The 24,322-nt window shown below is 72.1% G+C and carries 20 protein-coding genes and 2 pseudogenes; 7 read left to right on the forward strand and 15 right to left on the reverse strand.

The genetic code is table 11. The features are described from left to right. Window positions 1–49: 49 nt before the first annotated feature. Window positions 50–2,302 carry a family 2 encapsulin nanocompartment cargo protein terpene cyclase gene (locus tag FRANEAN1_RS27440; RefSeq protein ID WP_020463017.1) on the forward strand — a complete coding sequence of 751 codons (2,253 nt, stop codon included), beginning with the start codon at window positions 50–52 and terminating at the stop codon, window positions 2,300–2,302. 26 nt (window positions 2,303–2,328) lie between these two features. Here the strand turns inward: FRANEAN1_RS27440 and FRANEAN1_RS44110 are convergent. From FRANEAN1_RS44110 to FRANEAN1_RS27450, 3 genes and pseudogenes are all read right to left on the reverse strand, one after another. After that, a pseudogene (locus FRANEAN1_RS44110) lies at window positions 2,329–2,518 on the reverse strand (hypothetical protein); the annotation flags it as partial. Window position 2,519: 1 nt separating this feature from the next. Further along, the gene (locus tag FRANEAN1_RS27445) at window positions 2,520–3,746 is read right to left on the reverse strand and encodes an ABC transporter substrate-binding protein (RefSeq protein ID WP_020463018.1); all 1,227 of its coding nucleotides are present in this window, start codon (window positions 3,744–3,746) and stop codon (window positions 2,520–2,522) included. Window positions 3,747–3,859: 113 nt separating this feature from the next. After that, complete coding sequence (locus tag FRANEAN1_RS27450; protein WP_020463019.1) at window positions 3,860–4,612, reverse strand: ABC transporter ATP-binding protein; 753 nt, start codon at window positions 4,610–4,612, stop codon at window positions 3,860–3,862. A 223-nt stretch (window positions 4,613–4,835) separates the two neighbouring features. Here FRANEAN1_RS27450 and FRANEAN1_RS27455 point away from each other — a divergent pair, with 223 nt between their 5' ends. Then, window positions 4,836–7,511 (forward strand): ATP-binding cassette domain-containing protein, encoded by a 2,676-nt coding sequence (locus FRANEAN1_RS27455; RefSeq protein WP_020463020.1) that lies wholly within the window; start codon window positions 4,836–4,838, stop codon window positions 7,509–7,511. Window positions 7,512–7,626: 115 nt separating this feature from the next. Here the strand turns inward: FRANEAN1_RS27455 and FRANEAN1_RS41595 are convergent. Both FRANEAN1_RS41595 and FRANEAN1_RS27465 read right to left on the reverse strand, forming a co-directional pair. Further along, window positions 7,627–8,182 (reverse strand): annotated as a pseudogene (locus FRANEAN1_RS41595) (transposase); the annotation flags it as partial. 80 nt (window positions 8,183–8,262) lie between these two features. After that, window positions 8,263–9,243, reverse strand: a complete 981-nt coding sequence (locus tag FRANEAN1_RS27465; RefSeq protein WP_347176784.1) for a hypothetical protein — start codon at window positions 9,241–9,243, stop codon at window positions 8,263–8,265. 183 nt (window positions 9,244–9,426) lie between these two features. Here FRANEAN1_RS27465 and FRANEAN1_RS27470 point away from each other — a divergent pair, with 183 nt between their 5' ends. Further along, window positions 9,427–10,230, forward strand: a complete 804-nt coding sequence (locus tag FRANEAN1_RS27470) for a class I SAM-dependent methyltransferase (protein ID WP_020463023.1) — start codon at window positions 9,427–9,429, stop codon at window positions 10,228–10,230. Window positions 10,231–10,304: 74 nt separating this feature from the next. Here FRANEAN1_RS27470 and FRANEAN1_RS27475 read toward each other — a convergent pair whose 3' ends face one another. From FRANEAN1_RS27475 to FRANEAN1_RS27485, 3 genes are all read right to left on the reverse strand, one after another. Further along, complete coding sequence (locus tag FRANEAN1_RS27475) at window positions 10,305–11,468, reverse strand: glycosyltransferase (RefSeq protein WP_020463024.1); 1,164 nt, start codon at window positions 11,466–11,468, stop codon at window positions 10,305–10,307. A gap of 28 nt (window positions 11,469–11,496) precedes the next feature. Beyond that, window positions 11,497–11,718, reverse strand: coding sequence for a hypothetical protein (locus tag FRANEAN1_RS42570; RefSeq protein WP_041254854.1), 222 nt, complete (start codon window positions 11,716–11,718; stop codon window positions 11,497–11,499). Window positions 11,719–12,120: 402 nt separating this feature from the next. Then, on the reverse strand, window positions 12,121–13,278 hold the full coding sequence (locus FRANEAN1_RS27485) for an alkaline phosphatase PhoX (protein WP_041256594.1): 1,158 nt from the start codon (window positions 13,276–13,278) through the stop codon (window positions 12,121–12,123). A 591-nt stretch (window positions 13,279–13,869) separates the two neighbouring features. On the opposite strand from FRANEAN1_RS27485, the gene idi reads away from it, so the two are divergent. Next, a complete protein-coding gene (idi, locus tag FRANEAN1_RS27490; RefSeq protein ID WP_049795775.1) occupies window positions 13,870–14,520 on the forward strand; it encodes an isopentenyl-diphosphate Delta-isomerase in 651 nt (216 codons plus the stop codon). On the opposite strand, the gene FRANEAN1_RS27495 is transcribed toward idi, so the two are convergent. Further along, window positions 14,508–15,056 carry a class I SAM-dependent methyltransferase gene (locus tag FRANEAN1_RS27495; RefSeq protein WP_083788344.1) on the reverse strand — a complete coding sequence of 183 codons (549 nt, stop codon included), beginning with the start codon at window positions 15,054–15,056 and terminating at the stop codon, window positions 14,508–14,510. The genes idi and FRANEAN1_RS27495 overlap by 13 nt on opposite strands. Window positions 15,057–15,464: 408 nt before the next feature. Between FRANEAN1_RS27495 and FRANEAN1_RS27500 the strand changes: the two genes are divergently transcribed. Further along, window positions 15,465–16,661 carry an acyl-CoA dehydrogenase family protein gene (locus FRANEAN1_RS27500; RefSeq protein WP_020463028.1) on the forward strand — a complete coding sequence of 399 codons (1,197 nt, stop codon included), beginning with the start codon at window positions 15,465–15,467 and terminating at the stop codon, window positions 16,659–16,661. A 24-nt stretch (window positions 16,662–16,685) separates the two neighbouring features. Continuing rightward, entirely contained in the window at window positions 16,686–17,864 is a 1,179-nt protein-coding gene (locus FRANEAN1_RS27505) for an acyl-CoA dehydrogenase family protein (protein ID WP_020463029.1), read from the forward strand. 60 nt (window positions 17,865–17,924) lie between these two features. On the opposite strand, the gene FRANEAN1_RS27510 is transcribed toward FRANEAN1_RS27505, so the two are convergent. Next, window positions 17,925–19,004, reverse strand: a complete 1,080-nt coding sequence (locus FRANEAN1_RS27510) for an acetamidase/formamidase family protein (RefSeq protein WP_041254855.1) — start codon at window positions 19,002–19,004, stop codon at window positions 17,925–17,927. A gap of 173 nt (window positions 19,005–19,177) precedes the next feature. Beyond that, on the reverse strand, window positions 19,178–19,873 hold the full coding sequence (locus tag FRANEAN1_RS27515; RefSeq protein ID WP_020463031.1) for a GPP34 family phosphoprotein: 696 nt from the start codon (window positions 19,871–19,873) through the stop codon (window positions 19,178–19,180). Between the two features lie 75 nt (window positions 19,874–19,948). Here FRANEAN1_RS27515 and FRANEAN1_RS27520 point away from each other — a divergent pair, with 75 nt between their 5' ends. Continuing rightward, the gene (locus tag FRANEAN1_RS27520; protein ID WP_020463032.1) at window positions 19,949–20,779 is read left to right on the forward strand and encodes a hypothetical protein; all 831 of its coding nucleotides are present in this window, start codon (window positions 19,949–19,951) and stop codon (window positions 20,777–20,779) included. A 44-nt stretch (window positions 20,780–20,823) separates the two neighbouring features. On the opposite strand, the gene FRANEAN1_RS27525 is transcribed toward FRANEAN1_RS27520, so the two are convergent. From FRANEAN1_RS27525 to FRANEAN1_RS27540, 4 genes are all read right to left on the reverse strand, one after another. Then, window positions 20,824–21,609 (reverse strand): FAD-binding oxidoreductase, encoded by a 786-nt coding sequence (locus FRANEAN1_RS27525; protein ID WP_020463033.1) that lies wholly within the window; start codon window positions 21,607–21,609, stop codon window positions 20,824–20,826. Beyond that, a complete protein-coding gene (locus FRANEAN1_RS27530) occupies window positions 21,579–22,178 on the reverse strand; it encodes a sulfite oxidase-like oxidoreductase (RefSeq protein ID WP_020463034.1) in 600 nt (199 codons plus the stop codon). The genes FRANEAN1_RS27525 and FRANEAN1_RS27530 overlap by 31 nt, the downstream gene beginning before the upstream one ends. A gap of 83 nt (window positions 22,179–22,261) precedes the next feature. After that, window positions 22,262–22,783: an NUDIX hydrolase gene (locus tag FRANEAN1_RS27535; RefSeq protein WP_020463035.1), complete on the reverse strand. Its 522-nt coding sequence runs from the start codon at window positions 22,781–22,783 to the stop codon at window positions 22,262–22,264. A 372-nt stretch (window positions 22,784–23,155) separates the two neighbouring features. After that, complete coding sequence (locus FRANEAN1_RS27540) at window positions 23,156–24,268, reverse strand: ABC transporter substrate-binding protein (RefSeq protein ID WP_347177261.1); 1,113 nt, start codon at window positions 24,266–24,268, stop codon at window positions 23,156–23,158. Between the last annotated feature and the right edge of the window lie 54 nt (window positions 24,269–24,322).

The following is a 24,322-nucleotide window of genomic DNA, read 5'->3' on the forward strand; positions in this document are numbered from 1 at the left end:
TCCCTCGGGACACCGGAAATCTCTGGCAGAGGAAGGTTCTGACCGGCGCATGCAGCCTTTCACGCTCCCGGAGTTCTACCTGCCCTATCCACCCCGGCTGAATCCGAACCTGGAGCACGCCCGCGTGCACAGCCGGGCGTGGGCCGGGGAGATGGAGATGATCGACGTACCGCAGGACGGTGTGGCGATCTGGAGCGGGCAGGACTTCGACTCCCACGACTACGCGCTGCTGTGCGCGTACACCCATCCGGACGCGGACGAGGCGCGGCTGGATCTCATCACGGACTGGTACGTCTGGGTTTTCTACTTCGACGACCACTTCCTCGAGGTCTACAAGCGCGGCCGGGATGTCGCCGGAGCCCGCCGGTATCTCGACCGGCTGCGCCTGTTCATGCCGGTCGAGGGCGCCGTCACCGCGGAGCCGGCCAACCCGGTCGAGCGTGGCCTCGCCGACCTGTGGTCCCGCACCGTCCCGGACCGCACGCCGGCCTGGCGGCGGCGGTTCGCGACGAGCACCCGTCATCTGTTGGACGAGTCCCTGTGGGAGCTGGCCAACATCGACGAGAACCGGCTCGCCAACCCGGTCGAGTACATCGAGATGCGGCGCAAGGTCGGCGGCGCGCCCTGGTCGGCGAACCTGGTCGAGCACGCGGCGGACGCCGAGGTGCCCGACGCGATCGCCGCGACCCGGCCGGCGCAGGTGCTGCGGGACACCTTCTCCGACGCCATCCACCTGCGTAACGACCTGTTCTCCTACCAGCGGGAGGTGCAGGAGGAGGGCGAGCTCAGCAACGGCGTCCTGGTGCTGGAGCGGTTCCTGGACTGCCCGACCCAGCAGGCGGCCGACGCCGTGAACGACCTGCTGACCTCGCGGCTGCACCAGTTCGAGCACACCGCGCTCACCGAGCTGCCGCCGGTGCTCGACGAGCACGGCGTCACCCCGACCGCCCGCCGGGACGTCCTGGCGTACGTCAAGGGGCTGCAGGACTGGCAGGCCGGCGGCCATGAGTGGCACATGCGGTCCAGCCGCTACATGAACGCGGAGTCCGGGGCGACCGGGCCCGTTCCCGGCAGCCTTCCCGGGGATGCCACCGGGCTCGGCACGTCGGCGGTGCGTATCGCGGCCTCGCTGCTGGCCACCGCGCCCGCCCGGATGCGCGCTTTCACCCACGTCCCGCACCAGGTCGTGGGGCCGGTGAAGCTCCCTGCCTTCTACATGCCGTTCACGACCGGTGAGAGCCGGCATCTGGCGGCAGCCCGTCACAACATCGTCGAATGGTCGGCGGCGGTCGGGTTTCTCGACCCGGTACCCGGCATCTGGGACGAGCACAAGCTCCGGGCGGCCGACTTCGCGCTGTGCTCCGCGGCCATCCATCCGAACGCGACAGCCGCGGAGCTGGACCTGACGACGGGATGGCTCACCTGGGGGACCTACGCCGACGACCTCTACCCGGTCCTGTACGGACGGACCCGCGACCTGGCCGGCGCGCGGGCCTGCACCGAGCGGCTGAAGGAACTCATGCCGGTGGAGCCCGGCCCGCTGCCCGTCCCGGTCGGCGGGCTGGAGCGCGGCCTCGCCGACCTGTGGCCGCGCACCACCCGGGACATGACGCCCGACTCCCGGCGCACGTTCCGCCGGACGGTCTGCATCATGCTCGACAGCTGGCAGTGGGAGCTGGCGAACCAGGCGCAGAACCGTATTCCCGACCCGGTGGACTACATCGAGATGCGCCGCCGGACCTTCGGCTCGGACCTGACGATGAGCCTGTCCCGGCTCGGGCACGGGCGGTCCGTTCCACCGGAGATCTACGGCACCCGGCCGATCAGGGCGCTGGAGAACTCCGCCGCGGATTACTCCTGCCTGCTCAACGATATTTTCTCCTACCAGAAGGAAATCCAGTTCGAGGGCGAGATCCACAACTGTGTTCTCGTCTTCCAGAACTTTCTCGGCTGCGGCGCCGAACGCGCGATCGGCGTGGTCAACGATCTGATGACCGCGCGGCTGCGCGAGTTCGAGCACGTCGTCGACGTCGAGCTGCCCGCCCTCTTCGACACCTACGAGCTGACGGAGGAGGCGCGGGACGTCCTGCGGGGGTACGTGGGCGAGCTGAAGAGCTGGCTGGCCGGGGTTCTCCGCTGGCACCAGGGGACGCGGCGTTACGACGAGGCGGAGCTGCGCCACCATCCGGCGGTCGGGGTGCGGCCCTTCGGGGGGCCGGTCGGTCTCGGCACGTCGGCGGCCGACATCCGGCGGGCGCTATCGGGAAAATCTGGGCAACCGACCGCCCTGACCGGCTCCTGAAGGCGGACGTCACACCGATCGGCCGCTGAAAGGGCAAGCGACCTGTCCCAGTCCGCCTCGGACGTGTCGGCGACCGTCCCGGCGATCGCCACGCCGATGTTGTTGACGAGGATGTCCCAGGACGATCGCCGTCGCCTTCCCGGTCCCGGCGCCGGGCCCGGGAGTGGACCCGGCGCCAGTACGGGTGTGACGCCGTCGATCGTCCTGGCTGGTCACATCACGAGGCGGTGGTGAGCTCCTTGCCCGTCCCGAACTCGTAGAACTTGCCCGTCCAGTCCACCTTGCCGTCCTTCACGTGCACCGTGGTGTACGCCGGGTTGTAGATGGCGGGATAGGGCAGCTGGCTGGGCTTCGAGAAATCGATGGCCGGGGTCAGTCCCCCGGTGTCCACCTTCGACATCTTTCGGAGCCCGGCCAGGACGGACGCCCTGTCCACCGTCGGCAGCGTGGCCGCCAGCTGGGCGAAGATCTTGACGCCGAGCCAGCTGTTCATGCTGAGCTCGTCGATCTTGCCGTCGGGCTCGTACGCCTTCATGTCCTCGTTGAACTGCTTCCCGTACGGAGTGGACGTGTCCCAGGCCGGCGGGAGAACCAGTCCGACCGTGAGCGGGCCGCCCGCGCCCATGCTCTCGATCTGGTCCTTCTCGAACGCGCTGCCGGCGAAGGCGACCGTGCCTTCGTAGCCCGACGACCGCAGCGCCTTGACGGCCACGCTGGTCTGCGCGGCGAAGGTCAGCCACACGACGGCGTCGGGCTTGTCCTGCGTCACCTGCTGGGCCGGGGCGCTGAGATCGGCGGTGGACGGGGCGAGCTGGACGTTGTTGACGACCTCGACGCCGGCCTTGCTGAAGACGTCCCCGACGGTCTTGCGGATGACGTCCGCGGTCGGGATGTCAAGGGTGACGAGCCCGATGCGCTTGGCGCCACTGGCGACCACGTCCTGCGCCAGGCCGTGGAACCCGACGACGACCGCGCCGTTGACATTGAACGCGAGCGGGTTGGTGAGGTCGAATTTCGACACCGGGTACTGGCCGATGAGCGGCAGCTGGACCGCCTCGATCTGCGTCTTCGTGGCGTCGTGGTAGTTGTCGGAGGCGCCAGCGATGGCGACCACGCTGTCGTCGCCGAGAACCTCGCGGAAACAGTTCGCCGAATCGGTTCCGTTCTGGTGGTTGTCGCAGAGTTTCAGCTCGAGCGGCCGACCGCCGATCCCGCCGGCCTCGTTGACCTGCCGGACCGCCGCCCTCGCCCCCGACGCGTACTCGGGGTTACTGCTCACCCCACCGGTCAGCCCAGCTATCGCACCGATTCTGATCGGCTCTCCGGTCAGCCCGCCCGATAAGTCCGCGGAACCGCCGCCATCGCCGCCCCCGCCGCCACAGGCGGCAAGCGCCATGGCAAGCGCCAGCATCACAGCGAGCGTTCGAGCGATCTTTTTGAGCATTACCATCCCCCAGCTTTCATGGACAGATCAGAGGTACAGCGGTACAGGACAGGAAAGGTCACTGTTTCCAGGACGGGTATTCCGGGAAAGATGCGCCGACAGGAGAGGTGGCGTCATGACAGATAGAGCGCGGCGAGACCGTCGAGGTCGTCGAGCCATCTCTGCGCGGGGCCCTCGTCCACGATTTCGCCGCGCCGCATGACGTAGGCCCGGTCGGCTCGGCTCAGCACCGATCGGGCGTTCTGTTCCACGACGAGCACGCCGACGCCGCGGTCGGCGGTCGCCCGCACGGTGTCGAGCAGGCGTTCACGTACCAGCGGGGCGAGGCCGAGGGACAGCTCGTCGATGAGCAGCAACCGCGGGTCGCGGGCGAGCGCGAGGGTCAGGGCCAGCATCTGCTGTTCGCCACCTGACAGCAGGGCCGCACGGTGGCCGATGCGCCGGTCGAGGGACGGGAACAGCTCCTGGTGGCCACCCTTGCCGCGCACGAGACGAAGCGACTGGCGGACGGTCAGGCCAGGAAATATGTGCCGTTCCTCCCCCATGAACGAGACACCCTGGCGGCAGCGCTTGTACACCGGAACCCGGTTGCAAGGGGCGCCAAACAGGAGAACGTCGCCGTCCGTGGGGCGCCGATACCCGGCGAGCGTCCGCAGCAGCGTGGTCTTCCCGGCGCCGTTCGGCCCGAGCAGGGCAACGACCTCACCCGGCCGCACCTTGAGGTCGATGTCCCGCAACACCGGAACCCGCCCATAGCCGGCGGCCAGCCCGCGCGCCTCGATCGCCGCCGGCGGGCCGGCATCCGTCACCTTTGCCGGGCCGACACCCGGGATCGCCGACGAGGCAATCGGATCCGCTTCGGCCATCCGTGATCCTCCGTACCCTGAGGGCGAGTATCGCCTGCCGTCACCGAAAGACTGCGGAACGCGACTCCGCCGTCAGGATGATTCCGTCGCGCACTATTGCGAGTGAGCGCTCACGAGCTTACGCTCTTGAGTAGAGGTCCGCAATAGCCCCACCGGGACGGGCGGGGCGATTACGCGGCACGATTCGCGTCGCTACTCATTCAGGCATTACCAAGGGGGTTCCATGGATCTGCGGGCCGTCTTACAGTTCGCGTTGTTAGGGCTCGGTGTCGGCGGTGTCTACGCGGTAAGCGCGGTCGGCATCGTGGCGATCCACCGCGGGTCGCGGACAATCAACTTCGCGCACGGCGGCATCGCGCTGTGGGGCGCGCTGGTGTTCTACTGGCTGCGCGACGACCAGGGGATGGCGGCCGGCCTGGCCGCGGTGCTGACGCTGCTGAGCGCCGCCGCCTTCGGCGCCGCCGTCTACCTGCTGGTCATCCGGATCATCCGGCACCGCACCCAGCTCTCGCGGATGGTGGCGACCCTGGGAATCCTCGGCACCCTGATCGGCCTGGCGCACTCGGTGTTCGGGAGCGCCCAGCGGGTGCCCGACACGTCCTTCCCGTCCTCGGGCGTGGACGTGTTCGGCCAGACGATCCCCTCCGAGCGGATCATCATCTTCGCGCTCGCGGTCGTGGTCGTGCTGGCCCTGTCGGCCTGGTCGGCGTGGGCGCGGCTGCCGCTGATGACGAGGGCGATGGCGGAGCACGAGTCCGCCGCCCAGGCCCTCGGCGCGTCACCGCACCTGCTCGGCAGCCTGAACTGGGCACTCGGATCCGTGCTGGCCGCCGCCTCCGGCATCCTCGTCGCCCCCATAGTGGGGCAGTTCGACACCGCGATGATGACGGTGATGGCCTTCGCCCTGGCCGCCGCCCTGCTCGGCCGGTTCGACAGCTACCTGCTCGCGCTGGCCGGCGGTATCGCCCTCGGCGTTGGAGAGAGCGTGGTCACCCACCTGGTGGCCGAGCACGTCCCGAGCCGCTTCCAGCTCGGCTGGCCGCAGACGGTTCCCTTCGTGGCCGTCATGGCCATCCTCACCCTGCGCCGGGACAGGGCCAGCAACCGGCTGCCCGCGGTCCCCGCCGCGCCGGTCGCGGCCGGGCTGTTCCGGCCGGTTCCCGTCGGCGTCGCGCTGGTCGGGATCATCGTCGTCCTGCTCGTCGGTGACGCCCGGTGGCGCGACGCCGCGACCCTCTCGATCGTCTTCGGCATCCTGGTGCTGTCGCTGGTGGTCCTCATCGGGTACGCCAACCAGATCAGCCTGGCGCAGATGACGGTGGCCGGGCTCGGGGCCTACGCCGCCGTGCGACTGGACATCGACCACTCGCTGCCGTTCGTGCTGGCGCCGGTGGCCGGAGCGGCCGTCGGCGCGATCGCCGGGCTGCTCGTCGGCCTGCCCGCGCTGCGGGTGCGCGGCATCAACCTCGGCATCCTCACCATGGGGATGGCCGTCGCCGTCTCCGGGGTCCTCTTCGAGAGCACCCACTACACCGGCGGCATCTCCGGCTCCCAGCCGCACCTGCCGACGGTGTTCGGCCTGGACGTCGACGCCGCGCGCCATCCCGACAGGTACGGGTTCGTCGCACTGTTCTGGCTGGTGGTCGCCGGTGCGGTGGTGGCCGTCGTGCGGCGGTCCCGGCTGGGGCGCCGGCTGCTCGTGGTGCGGACGAACGAGCGGGCCGCCGCGTCGGTCGGCGTCAGCGTCGCGCGGGCGAAGCTGTCCGCGTTCGTGATCTCGTCGTCCCTGGCGGGCGCGGCCGGCGTGCTGCTGGGCTTCCGCAGCTCCTCGGTCACCTTCACCCAGTTCTCGTTCATGGAGTCGATCAACCTGGTCAGCCTCGCCGTGATCGCCGGCGTCACATCGATCACGGGCGGCCTGCTCGGCGGGGTGATGGCCTTCGGAGGCCTCGTCTACCTGCTGATCTCCCGGCTCCACATCGGCTTCGTCACGGACAACTACGCCACCATCTTCGGCGCCGCGCTGGTCGTGACCGTTCTCGTGCACGAGAACGGCGTCGCGTGGCACCGGCGGTTCCAGAACGACCCGGCCCCGCTCCCGCGGGGGACCCAGCCGGCGCGCGAGGGCGGCGCGCTGGTCGCGAACGACGTGACCGTGCGGTTCGGCGGGGTGACCGCGGTGTCCGCCGCCACGCTGCGCGCGCTGCCCGGGGTCGTCACCGGGCTGGTCGGTCCGAACGGAGCCGGCAAGACCACCCTGCTCGACGCGATCGGCGGTTTCGCGCCGACTACCAGCGGGAGCGTGCACCTCGGCGATAGATCACTCAACGGCGACGGGCCGGACGTCCGCGCCCGCTCCGGGTTGGGCCGGGTCTTCCAGGCCGGCGAGCTGTTCGAGGACCTGACGGTCGCCCAGAACCTGCGCGTCGCCGCGGAGAACGCCGGCCACACCGACGGACGGCTGCCCGCCCCGGCCCACACGGCGGTCGAGCGCTTCCGGCTGGTTGAGGACCTCCCCCGGCTGCCCACCGAGCTGCCGATGGCCAAGCGGCGGATGGTGGGCATCGTCCGCGCGCTGGCCGCCAACCCCGCCGTCCTGCTGCTGGACGAGCCCGGCGCCGGCCTGTCGATCACGGAGATCGGCGAGCTCTCCGCGAACCTGCGCGATCTCGCGCACGAGGAGGGCCTCGCCGTCCTGGTGGTGGACCACGACATGGCCCTGGTGATGTCCGCCTGCGACCGCATCGTCGTCCTGCACCAGGGGCAGGTCCTCGCCGACGGGACACCGGAGGAGGTCCGGGCCGATCCCGCCGTCCGGGAGGCCTACCTCGGCGAGGCCACAGAGGCCGTCGTGGCCTCGCCGGACGCCGTGCTGAGCGAGGCGGCGGTGCCGGACTGATCCGGCCGCGCCGCGTCGCACCGCCGCCCGTTTGACATCCTCCCCGGTGTGAACTCCGGGGATTCCCGTACCTCGCGATCCGGGTTCCTGCTTCGTCAACGGACGCCTCCTCGCTTCAGCAGCGAGGTGGTCTCACTCCATCTCCACAGGCGGACACCGCGAGCCCCGCGGCCAGAATGTTCCGTGCCGCGTTGATGTCCCGGTCGTGGACCGCGCCGCAGCGGCAGGTCCACTCCCGGACATTCAGCGGCAGGTTCTCCACGACCGATCCGCAGGCCGAGCACGTTTTGCTCGACGGGTAGAAACGGTCGACCGCTGTCACGGTGCGACCGCACCAGCCGGACACGGTCGCGGCGCTCGTGCCGGGGGTTGGTGACTTTCTCCCCGGTCGACAAGGTGACCAGCGCTGTGATGCCCGCGTCGATCCCGACCTGCCCCCCAGCCGGCGGGAGGCTGGTGACGGTGTCCTCGACCAGGATCGAGACGTGATACTGGCCGCGGGCGTTCCGCGACACCGTCACCCGCGAGGGCGTCGCGCCCTCGGGCAGCGGACGCGACCAGACGATTTCCAACGGCCGGTCCTGCTTGGCCAGTGTGATGTTCCCGTTCCGGTAGGTGAAGCAGTTCCGGAAATAGGTCGCCGAATCGAGGCTCCTGCCCTTCTTCTTGAAAGAACGAACTTCCCTGTCGCCCTGTCGTTGATGCGCTAACCCTGCCCTGAAGGACAGGGCTTGCGCGCTACGTGTCCCGGTCACCCGGCGGGGAAGGCTCCCGGGGGCACGTCGGTGGTCGAGGCGGTGCCGCCGATGACGCCGTACAGCGTGAGCGTGTAGGTCGTGTACTCGATCGAGCCGGGCCGGTTCGTCGTGCTGAAGGTGACCGGCTGGTCGAACCGGCTGAAGGCGCAGTCGCGGGTGAAGCGGTGGTTGGCGTCGTCCCAGTCCGTGCCCTCGGTGTAGAACACGTCGAACGTGCCGTTGGGAATCCCGTCCACCTTCGCCGAGGCGCCCGCCTGGACGTACACGTTGCGGATGACGTCGGCGCCCTGGAGGACCTTGACGACCGCGTCCGTGCCGCCGGACGCGGTGACGGTCAGTTCGCCGTAGCCGCCGCGCCGCCCGCCGGGGAGACTGCCGTTGGCCGGGCGGCGGGTCTGGTCCGGCACGCCCGACGGCAGGAACGACCCGACCGTGTAGTGGTGCGCCGGATCCACGGTGGCCAGCCCCAGCACGGCCAGCCGGAGCAGATGACCGCCGCTACCGCTGGCCGCCCGGGGCAGCCCGGAGCCACCGGTGCACAAATCCCGGTCGCGGGCGTCGCCCGCCAGGGAGGTGAGCTCGCTGGCCAGCGTGCCGAGCGCGTCCGACAGGCCGGTGTGCGCGGCCGCGACCGCCGCCGGGGGCCGGACGTCGTCGAGGCCGTCCGCCTGGATGGTCAGGTTCAGCGCGACGGCCGTCAGCGCGGCCGCGAGATCCTCGGGGGTCTGGGCCGAACCGATGGCGCCGAACCCGGGGCCGAGCGCGGTGTCCAGATCCGTCAGAACCCGCTGGTAGGCCTCGGGCGTGGCCCTGGCCGGGGTCGGTGACGCGACCGGGGCGCGGGGCGGGGCGGCCGACCGCGTGACGAAGCTCCCCGTCTCGCTGCCGGCCGGGACCTGCGGGAAGAAATCTCCGCCACCGCTGCAGGCCGCAAGGCTGGTGACAAGGACGACGGGTACGGCCAGGGACAACATCAAGCGACGCTTCGGCGCCATGCCAGACCCCCGCACCTCGGATGACCTTCGACACCGAAAGAATAAGATCTGTCGCATAGCGCATCATTTCCTGTCAGAAATGCGACATGTTCCTGCCACGCGCCATACTTGTCGATCTCACGCGGCGGGGCTCCGCGGTGCCGGGACGGGGAGCTGGACACGATGAACGACGCCTGGCCCCGTCGGTACGCGGACGAGGTTCTCGGCGGCGCGGCGGACGGCGAACGGCGCCGGCTCGCCGCCATGGCCGCGGTGTGCGACCCGGTGACGACCCACCTCCTCGACGAGCTCGGCGTCGCCGCCGGGTGGCGATGCCTCGAGGTGGGCGCCGGCGCGGGGTCGGTGGCGGCCTGGCTGGCCGACCGCGTCACCGCCGCCGGCCAGGTCACCGCGACCGACATCGACCTCAGCCACCTGGCCGGCCTCAGCGCGCCCGGCCTGTCCGTCCTGCGCCACGACGTGACCCGCGACCCGGCGCCGCCCGGCGCGCCGTTCGACCTCGTGCACGCCCGCTTCGTGCTCGAACACCTTCCCGAGCGCGAACAGGTCCTCGACCGGCTGGTGTCCTGGCTGCGGCCGGGCGGCACGATCGTCGTCGAGTCGATCGCGAGCTTCCCGGTGGCCTCCTCCCCCAACCCGACGTTCCGCCAGGCGATGACCGCCATCGAACAGGTCCTCGCGCGGACGATCGGCACGGACTCGACGTGGGCGCGCGGGTTCCCCGGCCCGCTGCGCAGCCGGCACCTGGTCGACGTGGGAACCTCCAGCCACCTGCCGACCACCGGCGGGGCGAACGCGTCCGCGTGCTGCTGGGCGCTCACCCTCAGCCGGCTCCGCCCGCACATCCTCAGTCTCGGGCTGGCCACCGCCGACACCGTGGACCGCGCCCTCGACCTGCTCGCCGACCCGGCCTTCTTCGACCTTTCCTTCGCGACAGCCATCGCCTGGGGCCGCGCACCGGACTAGCCCCCTGCGCCGCCGGCCCGGCGCGGCGGCCTCGCGGCGCGGCGGCCCGGCGCCCGGTCAGTCCTCCGGTGCCGTCATCGCCGGGTTTTCGCGGCGGCCTCGGCGATCGCGGCGATTGCCGCCACAACGTCGGCGGGAGTCGGGCTCGCGGCGATCTGCGCGGCGAGCGTGGCGGTGGCACGGCGCTCGGGGGCGTCACCGAGCAGGTCGCGGACGGCCGCGGCGACGTCACCCGGCTGCCGTGCCTCGTTGTGGAACACCCGGGCGGCGCCGCGCTCGGCGAGCAGCTGCGCGTTGTGGAAGTGGTCCGCACCCTGCGGCAGCAGCACCTGGGGGACGCCGTTCGCCAGCGCGCCGAGCACCGTGCCCGAGCCTCCGTGGTGGACGGCGACGTCCACCAGACCGAGCACGCGGCTCTGGGCCACGAACCGCTCGACCCGCACCCGCTCGGGCAGCGCGCCCAGGGCCGCCGGGTCGCCCTCCGGGCCGGCCGCGACGAGCACGTCGACGTCCAGCGCGGCGAGGTCGTCGACGACCGCCCGGATCACCTCGACGGCGCCGAACGAGACGGTGCCGAGCGTGACGTACACCCGGGGCCGCTCGGCGGGAGCGGTCAGCCAGCCGGGCACGGGCGCCTGCGCGCCGGCCCAGGCCGTGCTGCGGATCGGCAGCACCGGCACGCCGCCGGGGCCGGGCTCCTGCCGCAGGCCCGGTGGGAAGGGCTCGAGGTAGGCGGCGATCACCTCACCCGGCTCCCCGGGGGCGACGAGCCCCGCCGCGGTCCAGCGGGAGCGGTGCGCCGCCAGGGCGGCGGGGAAGGTCATCTCACCGAAGGGGCTCCACTGGCCGACCCCGAAGATCACGGCTGGGACACCGGCGAGGTGCGCGGCGATCACGGCCCCGAGGTTGGCGCTGTCGGCGACCACCACTTCCGGCGGATCCGCGGCGAACAGCGGTTCAAGCGCGTCCATCACCCCTTCGGCCGCCACATCGGCGAACATGGCGACGGGGAACTCGACGCCGGTCGCGTCCGGGTGGCGACGGGCTGTCTCGCCCTCCACGTACTGCAGCGTCCACCCGGCCGGCGTGCCCTGGACGGTCGGCACAGGGAGGGCCCCGAGGAAGGGCTCGCCGGTGGCCAGGCGGACCCGGTGCCCCGCGTCCTGGCAGGCCACCGCGAGGGGGATCAGCGGGTAGAGGTGCCCGTATGCCGGCAACGACGCAAAGAGGACGTCCACGCGGGTCAGTCTGGCACCGCGGGCGGCGTCATCCGACCGCCGGAGACAACATCGTCCGGACGATCCCGTCCGTCGGGTCGACCCGGACGAGAGTCGAGCAGCGCAGAAGGACCACGTAGAGCGCGCCGGTGGGATCGGCGACCAGACCGGCGGGATCCTCCAGGTCGGCGCCGGTGGCCAGGGCGCCGTCCGGATCACCGTCCGTCCCGCCGGAACCGGCGACCGTCGTGATGATCCCGTCGGGGCCCACCCGGCGGACGTGGTTGGCGCCGTCAGAGATGTAGAGCGCCCCGTCGGCGCCGAGGGCCGTCCGTCCCGCTCGACGTAGTCGAAGACGCGCACGATGTGTGGATGGTCCAGACCGGCCAGGACCCGCGCCTCCGAGAGGAAGCGGGAACGGAGGTTCTGGCTCTCTCCGGTGCCGGCCGAGGCCCCGGGACCGCCGGAGGGGTCGGCCTCAGGCGACGGGTCCAGGAACACCTTCACCGCCACATGCCGGCCGATCAGGCGGTGCCGGGCGGCCAGGACCGTGCCGAAGCCGCCGCGGCCGAGCTCCGCGCCGATGTCGTACCCGGGAAGGACCGCCGCGACGTGATCAAGGTCAAGCGTCCGCATTGCCGGATAATGGGGGGGGGATCGCGACGCAGCCGGGTCAGGTGCGGAAGGGGCCGCGGACCTCGAAGGTGATGCCGCCGGAGGACGATCCGGTGGTGCCCCGCTGGGAGGAGAAGTACAGCCGGGAGCCGTCCGGGGAGAATGCCGGCCCGGTGATCTCCGACGAGTTGTGCCCGGTCAGGCGCAGGATCGGCGCCACGACCGCGGCCGGCGTGATGACGCAGATCTCGAGGTTGCCGCCGTCCTCGGCGACGTAGAGGTCGCCGTAGCTGGAGCCGGTGATGTTGTCGACGCCGGTCAGCGGCGCGGTCCCGCCCACCAGGGAGTCGTCGTAGGCGAGCTCGAAGGCGTTGGTGGCGCAGTTCAGCTTCCAGACCCGGTTGTCGCCCTTGGTGGTCCACCAGACCGTGTTGTTCGCGTAGTAGACGCCCTCGCCGCCGTTGAAGTGCTTCGCCGCGGAGACCTGGGCGCGGGTCGAGGTCGGCGAGCCGTCCGGGTCGGGGACGGTCTGCCAGGTGGCGGTGCCCGAGGTGGCCGACGCCGACGCGCACAGGACCTCGAGGGTTCCCGTCGCCAGGTTGCCCCAGGTCGTTGGCCGGAAGCGGTAGAAGCAGCCGTCCGTCCGGTCCTCGGTCAGGTAGATCACCTGGCGGACCGGGTCGCAGGCCGCGGCCTCGTGGGTGAACCGGCCCATCGCGGGCCGGGCGACGGCCGCGGCGCCGGTGGCCGGGTAGGTCTCCCAGACCCGGCCGGTGGACGTCTCCTCGCAGGACAGCCAGCTCCCCCACGGGGTGGCGCCGCCGGCGCAGTTGGAGCTCGTGCCGGAGAGCAGCCGCTGCGCGGAGGTGACGGTGCCCGCCGAGTGGAAGCGCAGCACGGACGCCCCGCCGCTGCCGCTCACCTCCGAGTTCGAGACATACATCCAGCCCGAGCCGTTCGGGTAGCAGGCGCCGCCGTCCGGTGCGGCATGCCAGACATAGCTCGTTCCGGGCACTGTCTGCCCGGAACGGGCGACAATTCTGCTGGTGAATCCGGTCGGCAGCGCCACTCCGTTCGCATCGGCCGCCAGAAGGGATCCGTACGGGCTGGCCCCGGGCTGCGCCGGAACCGCCGAAGCGGCCTCCAGAACGACACCGGAAAGAGTCGCTACACCCACACCGACAAATGCGGACCGCAGAAACAGGCGCCTGTCCACCATTACTCCTCCAGAAGTTCGCGCCGCTTTCCCGGAGCATCACCGGGCGCACTGGCGTGCGATAGCGAGCCGAATGTGACCGGACCACCCACAGATCGGTGAACGTTGGAGGGCCGCCGACGACGGGAACCGGAACATCTCGCTAATTCGCCCCGCCTCCCGGACACGCGGGCACCGGCGGTGGAAAGCCGGTCGGGGCCGGGCCGCCGGCAGGTGCCAGGTCACCGGCAGGTGCCAGCGATCGGCTGGCGACCGGCTGGCCACGGGCCCGTGTCGGGAATCTGACGCTCACGCGGCGCGCGCCTCCCCCACCGAGCCTAGGCCACGCAGTGCCACCTTCCTACACTCAGCGCGATACCTTCGCTGACTCTCCGCGCAGCACCTGCCACGGTCCGCCGCGTGACCGGACACATCGGGCACATCCGCGGTTCCCGTGGGTGGAAACATCGACCTTCGGCGTCCGAGGCGAAGGAGGAAGCCTATTTGCCGCCACCCCTCGGACGGCCTCGGTGCGGAATGTCACGCGGCTCCACAGCACGGCCTGGATAAAATGCGTGCATGGCTACCGCGAATCATCCTGGGCCCCAGGACATGATTTCTCGTCCACGTGATTCACACAGGTCGGGCGGGGCGGCAGTAAAGGCGCCGGAGCTCGTCATACTACTCAGCCCGTCCGGCGACATCACAGGCACCACCCCGAAGGCTACCGTCCACGGACCGCAAACTCCCCTGCACCTGGCATTCTCCTCGTACGTCTTCGATGACATGGACCGGATCCTCGTCACGCGCCGCGCGTTGGAGAAGCCGACCTGGCCCGGCGTGCTGACCAACACCTGCTGCGGCCACCCGGCCCCCGGGGAGGATTTCCGGGAAGCCATCTCGAGGCGGCTCCAGGAGGAGCTGGGTCTGCAGGTCCAGCGAATCGACCTGGCCCTGCCGGCGTTCCGCTACCGCTGCGTCATGGACGACGGAATGGTGGAGAACGAGATCTGCCCGGTCTTTTTCACCCGGGCGTCGGGGCCGTTCCGAATCAATCCGGACGAGGTGGCCGAGGCGTTCTGGCTCCCGTGGTCGAAGTTCGTCGACGACGTGACGAGCGGTGCCCTCGCGATCTCACCCTGGTGCCGGCTCCAGGTGGAGCAGCTGCGCAAGCTCGGGCCGTCGCCCCGGCACTGGCCTTCGGCGCCGGATGACCAGCTCCCCCCGGCCGCCCGGCAGAACCGCGCAGACTACGCCGGCTGACCCGGCGCGGGCCGGCGCGCGATGAGGAAGGCCTGCGGCGTCCGTTCCGACCCGTCATCCACCGGCTCGCGCAGGAACCGCGCGCGGACCGGCAGATCCGCCGCCGTCAGCAGGCCGGCGACCCGCTCGGGCCGCCGGCGGTGGAAGTCCAGCGAGATCGCCTGACCGAACGCCTCGGTCAGGCGCATGGGCTCGTCACCGACCTGAAAGGCCAGCAGCAGGTGGCCGCCCGGCGCGAGGACCCGCCGGAACTCCGCGAACACCCCGGGCAACTGGCCGTCGGGGATGTGGATCGTCGAGTAGTAGGCCACGACGCCGGCGACCGAGGTATCCGCCAGGTCGAGCGCGGTCATCGTGCCCGCGGAGAAGCGCAGGTCGGGATGTCCCCCGGCACTGTTCTCCCGCAGGAGGTCGGCGTATCCGGCCAGGATCCCGCGGTCGAGGGGCCGGCGGGCCAGCTCGTCGTGGAAGTGCGCTGGCCGCCGACGACGAACGACGTGGGCGCGCTGTCCCCGGCAGAGTGTAGGTGCCGGGATTGTTCAGCCCGACGCGACAGTTCTGGAACTGCACGTTCCCACCGATGGCCACCGGGCCCTCGGTCTCGTTCGAAAACAGCCCGCTGTTACCTTCGGCGAGCACGAGACAGCCGCGACCGGGGTCGGCGTTCAGATTGCCGGGAGACACCGTAAAAACTGGATTGACCGCCGTCACCTGCGCGCTCGCGGGTATCGCCGGCGCCAGAGCCGCCAAGGCGATTATTACGAGTGTCAGAAACCCGGAACGAGGCCGTTGATTACATAGAGTAGTCACAGAAACGGAGAGGATGACCGCCGCGTGTCGCCGCGCGCACCGCTGTGTCTGATGTGCCGCTCGGTGGCCGGATGACATCCCATTGCCGCACCGGGCGGTGTCGGTTACGTTCCGGCTGGCGAGAGGAGCGTGAGATGTCCCGAACCGTCACCGCCGCGGGGCTGACCACCCTCGTCGACGACCTGCTGCGGAGCCATCCGCCGGCCGCGACGGACCCGCACGAGTTCCTCGGCGCGCGGTTCGACGCCGGGCTCGCCTGGGTCTGGGCCGGGCCGGGCGACGGCGGCCTCGGCGCCGACCCGGCGCTGCAGCCGCTGATCGAACAGCGGCTCGCCGCCGCGGGTGCGCCGGCGCCGTTCCGATACAACCCGATCGGCATCGGCATGACCGGGCCGACGCTGCTCACCCACGGCACACCCGGGCAGCGCGGGGCCTACCTGCGCCCGCTCTTCGCCGGCACCGAGGTCTGGAGCCAGCTGTTCAGCGAGCCCGGCGCCGGCTCGGACGTCGCCGGCCTCGCCACCCGGGCCCGCCGCGACGGCGACGAGTGGATCGTGGACGGGCAGAAGGTGTGGACGTCCTATGCGCATATCGCCCGCCGGGGCCTGCTGATCGCCCGCACCGATCCGGACGTGCCCAAGCACGCCGGGCTGACCGCGTTCGTGGTGGACCTGACCGCGTCCGGGGTGGAGGTGCGCCCGCTGCGGCAGCTGACCGGTGAGGCCGAGTTCAACGAGGTCTTCTTCACCGCGGCCCGCATCCCCGACACCCAGCGCCTCGGCCCGGTCGGCGCGGGATGGCGGGTCGCCACCACCACGCTGATGAACGAGCGGGTCTCCCTCGGCGGGGGGCTGAGCGGCGGCGCCGATCCGGGCGCGGCGCTCCTCGCCGCCTACCAGGAGGCCGCCGACCGCGGCGACGGGAACCCGGTGCGCCGCGACCAGGCGATCCGGCTGTGGATCGAGGCGAACGTCAACGCCCTGACCGCGGCGCGCGCGGCGGCGGGCGGCAACCGCGGCCGGCCCGGGCCGGAGGGCTCGGTGCTCAAGCTGGCAGGCGCCGAGCACAGCCGCCGCGCGGCGGCGTACCTGGTGGACCTGATGGGCCCGGCGGGCACCCTCATCCCGGACTACCGGATGACCCGCCCGGGCCTGCCCCTCGGCGGCGAGGGCCCCCGGGACACCGCGGCCGCCTTCCTGCGATCACGCGCCAACACGATCGAAGGCGGGACGTCGGAGATCCTGCGCAACATACTCGGCGAACGGGTGCTCGGCCTGCCCGGCGACATCCGCGTCGACAAGGATGTGTCCTGGCGTGACATACCGCGCTGACCGCCCGTCGCCGAGAGGAGCTCCGTGAGTCTGGTGTTCTCCGACGAACAGGAGGAGCTGCGCCGCACGGTGCGGTCGTTCCTCGAGCACGCCTCCCCCGAGTCGGAGGTGCGCCGCCTGATGGAGTCCGACGACGGGTACGACCCGGCCATCTGGCGGCAGATGGCCACCCAGCTCGGGCTGCAGGGGCTACACGTCCCCGAGGAGTACGGCGGCGCCGGCTTCGGGTACGTGGAGCTCGGCATCGTGCTGGAGGAAATGGGCGCACGGCTGCTGTGCGCGCCCTTCCTCGCCTCCGCCGTGCTCGCCACCGGCGCGCTGCTCGCGGTGGACGACGCCTTGGCCCGCAAGGAGCTGCTCCCCGGGCTCGTCAGCGGGACGACCATCGGGACACTGGCGTTCGCCGGCCCCACGGGCCGTCCGGAACCCGCCGGTTCCGGTGGGCTCGGGCCGCAGGGCGGAACCGGTGCCGAAGGCGGGCACCACGGGCTGCTCGCGGCCCGGGCTGCCAGCGGGTACACGTTGCGCGGCACCCGGCATTTCGTCCTGGACGGGGCGCTGGCCGATCTCATCCTCGTCACGGCGTGGGCCGAGGGCGGGCTCTCCCTGTTCGCCGTCCCCGGCGACGCGGCGGGCCTGACCCGGTCCCGGTTGCCCGTGATGGACCTGACCCGCAAACAGGCCGATCTCACGTTCAGTGACACCCCGGCCCGGTTGATCGGCGCCGAGGGCGACGCCGGCCCGGTGATCGACCAGGTGCTCCGGCTCGCCTGCGTCGCGCTGGCGAACGAGAGCGCCGGCGGCGCCCGGACCGTCCTCGAGCAGGCCGTGCGGCACGCGAAGGACCGCCTGCAGTTCGGCCGTCCGATCGGGTCGTTCCAGGCCGTGAAGCACAAGTGCGCCGACATGCTGGTCGCGGTCGAGGGCTCGAAGTCGGTCGCCTATCACGCGGCCCAGGTCGCCGCCGGGAACAGCGCCGCCGGGAACACCGACCGGCTGGCCCGCGCCGCCTCCATGGCGAAGGCGTACGTCGGGGAGGCGTACTTCTCGGCCGCGGCGGACAACATCCAGATCCACGGCGGGATCGGATTCACCTGGGAGCACTCCGCGCACCTGTACTTCAAACGCGCGAAGACGTCCGAGCTGCTCTTCGGCGACCCGGTCCACCACCGCGGCCTGCTGGCCGACCGCCTCCGGGTCTGAAATGCCGCCGGTCGGCCCGCCGGGCCGACCTGAATTTCAGCCGCTACGACCGCGCCGCGGCTACCAGGCCGGGAAGTCGCGCTTGCGGATCAGGCAGTGCACGCCCTTCACGTCGTCGACGACCTGGCTGACCACGAAGTCGGCGGCGGCCGACAGGTAGCTGTACGCGACCATCACCGGGACATCCCGGACCTGGCGCAGCACCCGCAGCGCCTCGCGGACGGCCAGCCGCATGGCCTCGTCGAGGTCGTTGTGCAGGCCGATGGCGATCCAGTGCTCCGGGGTCTCGCCGAAGGGGCCGCCGGAACCCGCGCCGAAGGGCAGCGCCGCGGCGGCCGGAAGCGGGGTGAGCCGGACGGTCGTGCGCAGCGAGGCCTCCAGGGCGGTCAGCGACACCTCGCCGTGCCCCTGGGCGAAATGCGGATCACCGGTGTAGAAGCCCGCGCCCGGGATCTGGACCGGCAGGTAGAGCGTCGACCCGGCGACGAGGTCGCGCACGTCGAGGTTCCCGCCGAATGCCCCGGGCGGGGTCGTGTTGAGGGCCTTCTCCCCGGCCGGGGTGAGGCCGGTGAGACCCATGAACGGCGCGACCGGGAAGCTGATCTGCCGGCCCTCGCCGTAGCGCATCACGGCCCGCCCGGCGGCGACGTCCACCTCGCAGAACTGGCTGTAACGGTCGGCGAGCACGCCGTCGGGGCCGACGGGAAGCTCGCCGGGCAGCGCGCCCCGGCCGTGCCGGCTGGAGACGAGCCCGTAGGGCACCCGCGGGCGCAGCTCGAGGAACTCGACCTTGAGGATGTCGCCGGGGCGCGCGCCGTCGACCCGCACCGGACCGGTGACCACGTGCGGGCCGTCGAGCCCGCGGTAGTGGGAGACGTCCCGGGCGATGTCGATCGCGTCGAGGAGGACCGAATCCGCCGCGACGGCGTGCTCCGCCCAGAAGGCGACCGGGTCGCGGCCCTGGTCCTCCATGAGGCCCTCGTGCGAGACGGTGTCGATGGTGACGGTGGCGCCCGCCGCCACTTCGAGCACCGGGTCGGTCGCCGCGCTGGGCAGCCGGCCCCAGGTGACCGTCTTGGGCGACGAGGGCAGGTAGTGCTCCCCCGGTACCTCGCCGGACCCGCACTGCAGGACGGACATGTCGCACTCCTCGTTGTTCCGCCCGCCCCGGGACCGTCCGTGCCGACGGCGGCCGTCGCAGCTCATCTCACCAGGAAATAGCTGGTCACGCCCAACCCGGGCGCGCTGTCTCACACCTTGGGGGACTTGTGGCCACCGACGCGCGCGCATCGCGCCAGGCCGACTGCGTCGCGCTAGCCCACAGCGGCGCGACGGCGGCCCGCGAGCGCGGCGGCGGCGGGGCCGGTCCGCGCGACGAGATCCGTCAGCCGGTCGGGGAACGCCCTGCGCTGGCCCGCGCTCACCAGAGTGATCACCTGCCCGGCGGCGGCGAGGGCCACCAGCGCGACGAGGTCCGGCGCGGCGTCCTCGGGCGCTACCTCCCCCCGCAGGACCCGCCCGGCCGCCCGGTTGAGCTCCCGGACCCTGGGCCGCTCGAGCAGCGCGACGGCGGTTGTCGGGATCACGGCGAGGACCTGCCCACGGGCGACCCGCACCCACCGGGCCGCCTCGAGGTCGTCACGGGTCTCGACCACGGCCGCCCGGTGGTCGAGGTCGATCCAGGCCGCCCAGGTACGCGGCTCGGCCGCGGCGGTGATCTGCCGGTGCACCGCCGCGACCACCGGGTCGGCCCGCCCCACCCCGCCGCGCGGCGTCGGCACCGCCCGGCCGGACGGGCCGCCACCTGGCCCACCGTCGGGGGTCGGCCCGTCGGTCAGCCGGGCCAGGCCGTGATCGTCGGCGAGCCAGCCGCCCGCCCACAGCTCGGTGAGGGCGGCGGCCCGCAGCGCCTGACCGAGGCGCCGGTTCGGGTACATCCGGTCCTTCTCGAGGTTGTAGGCGAGGAGGTACAGCTTGGCGGGCAGTGATGTCGGCAGGTCCGGTTCCACACCACCTGTCTACCGAGCGGAGCGGACATGCGACGGACGTGAACGCGACAGGCCGCCGGGAGAGACAATGAGGCGGTGGACGAACGTGAGGTCGTCGCCCGGCGATACGGGGAACACCTGACGGACCAGGACCTGCTGGCGCTCACCGGCGGCCGGGCGGATCAGGTCGGGGCTCTGCGCCGCGAGCCCACCCTCATCCTCGACCTGCTTGACCGGCCCGCGGTGGCGGACGGGCTGCTCCTCGCCGCGGGTACGGCCGGCCGCGACGAACCGGACAGGTTCACCTTCATCTCGCCGTTCCTGGTCTTCGCCGCCGCGGTACACCGCACGGCGCGTGGCCTCGTCGGTTCCACCTATGTCGCCGAGCGCGCCGGGCCGCGCTCCCGGGTGCCCGTCTTCGACGCGCCCGAGCTGGCGGCGTTCGCGTCCGTGCCCGCCCATCAGCTCTACCTCGCCGAGCTGCTGGCCTCCTACTCCCGCCTCGCCGGCGGCGAGGTGTGGCGGCGCACCGACCGGGGCTGGCGGCGCCAGCGCTGGGACGAGCTCGACCTCCCCCGGCTGGCGGCGTTGCTCGACGCCGTCCCCGCCGCGCAGCGCCCGGCGGTCTGGCGGCGGCTCGGCGACGGCGCCGTCTTCCTGGCCGGCGTCTTCCCCGATCATGCGGAGCGGACGCTCGGCCTGCTCGCGGTGAGCCGGCTGCGCGAGGCCACCGGGCTGCGGCTGACACGCGACGACGTCCCACGGATGTTGGAGTCCGTCGCGCGGCGGGCGTACGAGCAGGTGGGGCCGGGTGTTCCGGTGGGTGCGGCGAAGGCGCCCGGCTCGACCCGCCGGCTGCTGACCGTCATCGCGGACAGGTATCTCTTCCCCTTTGCCGCGGACTGGCTCCCCGGCCCCGCTCACTGACCGCCCGGGGCCAGGCCGCCCGGGGTCAGGCCGCCGTCCAGGGATCAGACGGTGCCGGCGGGGTGGCTCGAGCCGCTGGGACCGAAGCGCTCGGTGCGGATTCGTTCGGGCTCGTGGCCGATCTCGACCAGCGCGTCCGCGACGGCCTCGACGAAGCCGGTCGGGCCGCAGACGTAGCAGGTCGGCGTGAGGTCGGGCGGCCAGCCGGCCTCGGCCAGGTCGGCGGGGCGCAGCCGGCGCGGCGGCGACGTCCAGTGATCCGGGACGACCCGGGTGTAGCAGCGGGTGACGTCCAGCCCGGGGTCGGCGCGCGCGGCCTCGCGCAGCTCGTCCGCGTAGTAGAGGTCGGCCGGGGAGCGCACCGAGCAGATCAGGCGGAACGGCACCCGGCTGGCGGCGGACCTCCGGGCGCGCACCATCGCCATCAGCGGGACGATGCCCGACCCGCCGGCCACCAGCAGCACCGGCTCGGGGTCGGCGGGACGCCAGACGAACCAGCCGCCGATCGGCCCGCGGATCTCCACCGGGTCGCCGACCGAGAAGATCTCCGTCAGATACGGGGAGACCTCTCCGCCCGGCACCCGCTGGACCGTCAGCTCGACCCGGTCACCCGCCCCCGGTGCCGCAAGCGAGTAGCTGCGGCGGGTGCTGTAGCCGTCGGCGGCGGTGAGGCGGACATCCACCCGCTGGCCCGACAGATGCCCGGGCCAGCCGGGGACGTCGAGGACGAGGGTGCGCGCGGTCGGCGTCTCGTCGCGGACCTCGGCGAGGCGGGCGACGCGCCACGCGAGACGTTCCCTCAGTCGCCCTGGTAGCGCTGCTCCAGCCACGGATCACCCCGGTCGTGATAGCCGCCGGCCTCCCAGAACCCCTGCTCGTCCCGCTCGAGGAGGCGGATGCCGCGCACCCATTTGGCCGACTTCCAGAAGTACAGGTGCGGGACGAGCAGCCGGGCCGGGCCCCCGTGTTCGGGCTCCAGGGCGGCCCCGTCGTAGCGGTGCACCACCCAGGCCTGGCCGTCGAGAAGGTCGGTGAGGGGCAGGTTGGTGGTGTAGCCGCCGTAGGAGTGCACCAGCGCGTACTCGGCGGCGGTGTCGACATCACCGAGCAGGACGTCGAGGCTGACCCCCTCCCAGCGGGTGCCGGGCTTCGACCACTGGGTCACACAGTGGATGTCCACCGTCGGCGACTCACCGGGCAGCGCACGGAAGGCCGGCCAGTCCCAGCGGTGCTCGACGCCGGCCTCGGTCGTGATCGTGAACTCCCAGGTCTCCAGCGGGACCCGCGGGGTGGGGCCGGCGGAGAGGACCGGGAAGTCCTCGGTGAGGTACTGCCCCGGGGGCAGGTCGGACCCGGCGGATCGCGGTCTGCCCTGGAAGCCCGGCGACACGATGCCCACTGGAGACTCTTACCACGAATCGCGTCCACCACGAATCGCGTCGGGGAGCTTCCGCCACCGGGATCAGCCGCCCGTCGCCCGGATCAGCCGCCCGCCACCCGGGCCAGCCGCCCGTCTCCGGGGTCGGCCCCGCCACCGGGCGCGGCGGGAATCCGGCCGGCGCCGCGGGCGAGGTCGAGGGCGATGTCGACGAGCCCGATCCGGTCGAGCGCCGGCACGTCGGCCAGGGGGATCCAGGCGGCCAGGTCGGTGGAGCCGCCGATCTCGTGGCGCAGCGTGCCGCCGACGACCCGCGCCGAGTACAGCACCCGCAGGCCGTGGAAGTCGGTGCCGTCCCGCTGCAGGTAATGGATCGAGTCGATGCCGAGCAGGCCGGTGAGCTCCACGTCGTACCCGGTCTCCTCGCGGACCTCGCGGATGGCGCCCTGCTCGGGGTGCTCGCCGTGGTCCAGGCCACCGCCCGGCAGCGTCCACCGGGCCCCCGCCGGGTCACCGGGGCTGAAGCGCGCGAGCAGGAGGTGGTCGTCCCGGACGCAGACCGCGTACGCGCCCACGCGGAGGAAGCGGGGGGCGGCGGCGCCGCCGGTGTCGCCGGGGCTCTGCACGTTTCCTCCTTCGTGCCGAGCCACGGCCCGCCCACGGCTGACCGGTCGGCGCTGGCCGCTGGCACGGCGGGGCTGCGGCGTGGGCGTGGATGGGGGCGTCGCGTATGGGGGCAAAACGTCGCCCGGGGTCGGGGGGTCCCCGGGCGACAGGAGGATCTTTCCACCGCTGACCGCGCATGGGCAATGACGGACAGGCGTGGTCCCGTCACATTAGGACATTGGTCCTGGGTCGAAGGTCCCAGGGTGCCCGTCACGCGTCCCTTGCTTACTCGTCAGACGGACTCTTTACACAACGGCCGGTCGTCAGAAGGCCGGCCGTCAGAAGGCCGGCCGTCGGGATGCTGACGCCGGTGCCGCCGGCCGGGCCGCGGGTCAGTGCTCGAGCCGGCCGCAGCGCGGTGCCGGCCGGAGCACGTCGAAGCGGCTCGCGTCGGGAGCCACCTGAAGGAAGGTGTAGCACCGGCCGAGCTGACCGAAGGAGGCCGTGAAGTCGATGGGCGCCGGCAGCAGCCCGTCGGCGGCGTAGTCGCGGACGGCGCGCAGCCCCTCGATGAAGCGCTCCCGGGTCGGGCACCGGCCGGCCTCGGCCAGCCCGCGCAGGAACATGTCGGTCGAGATCCAGCCGGAGAGCGCGGCCTGCCTGTTCGGCGACTGCAGGTACGGGGCGTACCGCGTCATCGCGTCGAGGAAGGCGCGGTGGCCCGGCGTGTCGAGCTCGAACGGCTGGTAGTCGACGAAGATGTAGACGCCGCTCAGCACCCGGCCGAAGACGTCCAGCAGGCTCTGGTCGTACCCGGACGGCGAGAGGATCACCCGCAGGTTGGCCCCGGCCCCCCGGGCGCCCAGCACGACCTGGCCGAACGCGGCCCCCGTGACCGCCCCGACGAGCGTGTCGGCGCCGCTGTCACGCACCTGCGCGCCGACGTCGGCGAAGTCGATCGGCCCGGTCGCGTCGAGGGTGCCGACGACCCGCACCCCGGCCGCCTCCAGGCTGGCGGCCAGCTCCTCGCCGAAGGCGCCCGAGGCGGCCGAGAAGCTCGACGCGGCGATCAGCGCCGTCGTCCCCCCGCGCTCGGCGACGAAGTCACCCCAGGTCGACACCGAGGCACCGTCCGCGATCATGTTCGAGTAGCTGAACATGTTGTCGAAGGTGGTCCAGGACGCCTCCAGCGACGTTCCGGTGACCGGGATGCCGCGGCTGTGCAGGAACTCCGCCGAGCCGGCCGCGGCCGTGGTGGACTCGACGATCCCGAACACCTGGTGCTGGTCGACGAGCATGCGGGCCGCGGTCTCGTTGACGCTGGGCTGCGATTCGTCGTCGCGCCACGAGTACTCGATGCTCCGCCCCTGGACCCCACCGGCCGCGTTCGCCACCCCGAGCCGGGCGTCGACCCCGGCCCGGAACGGGTCGAACAACGACGCCGCGTTGCCGGTGTTCGGGAACAGCAGGCCGAGCCGGACCTCGTCCGCCGTGACCCCCGGCACGGGCGGGCACGAGGCACCCGAACCGTGCGAGTCCGTGGCATCGGACGAGTCGTT

It is taken from the genome of Parafrankia sp. EAN1pec, from assembly GCF_000018005.1.
Lineage (GTDB): Bacteria > Actinomycetota > Actinomycetes > Frankiales > Frankiaceae > Parafrankia > Parafrankia soli.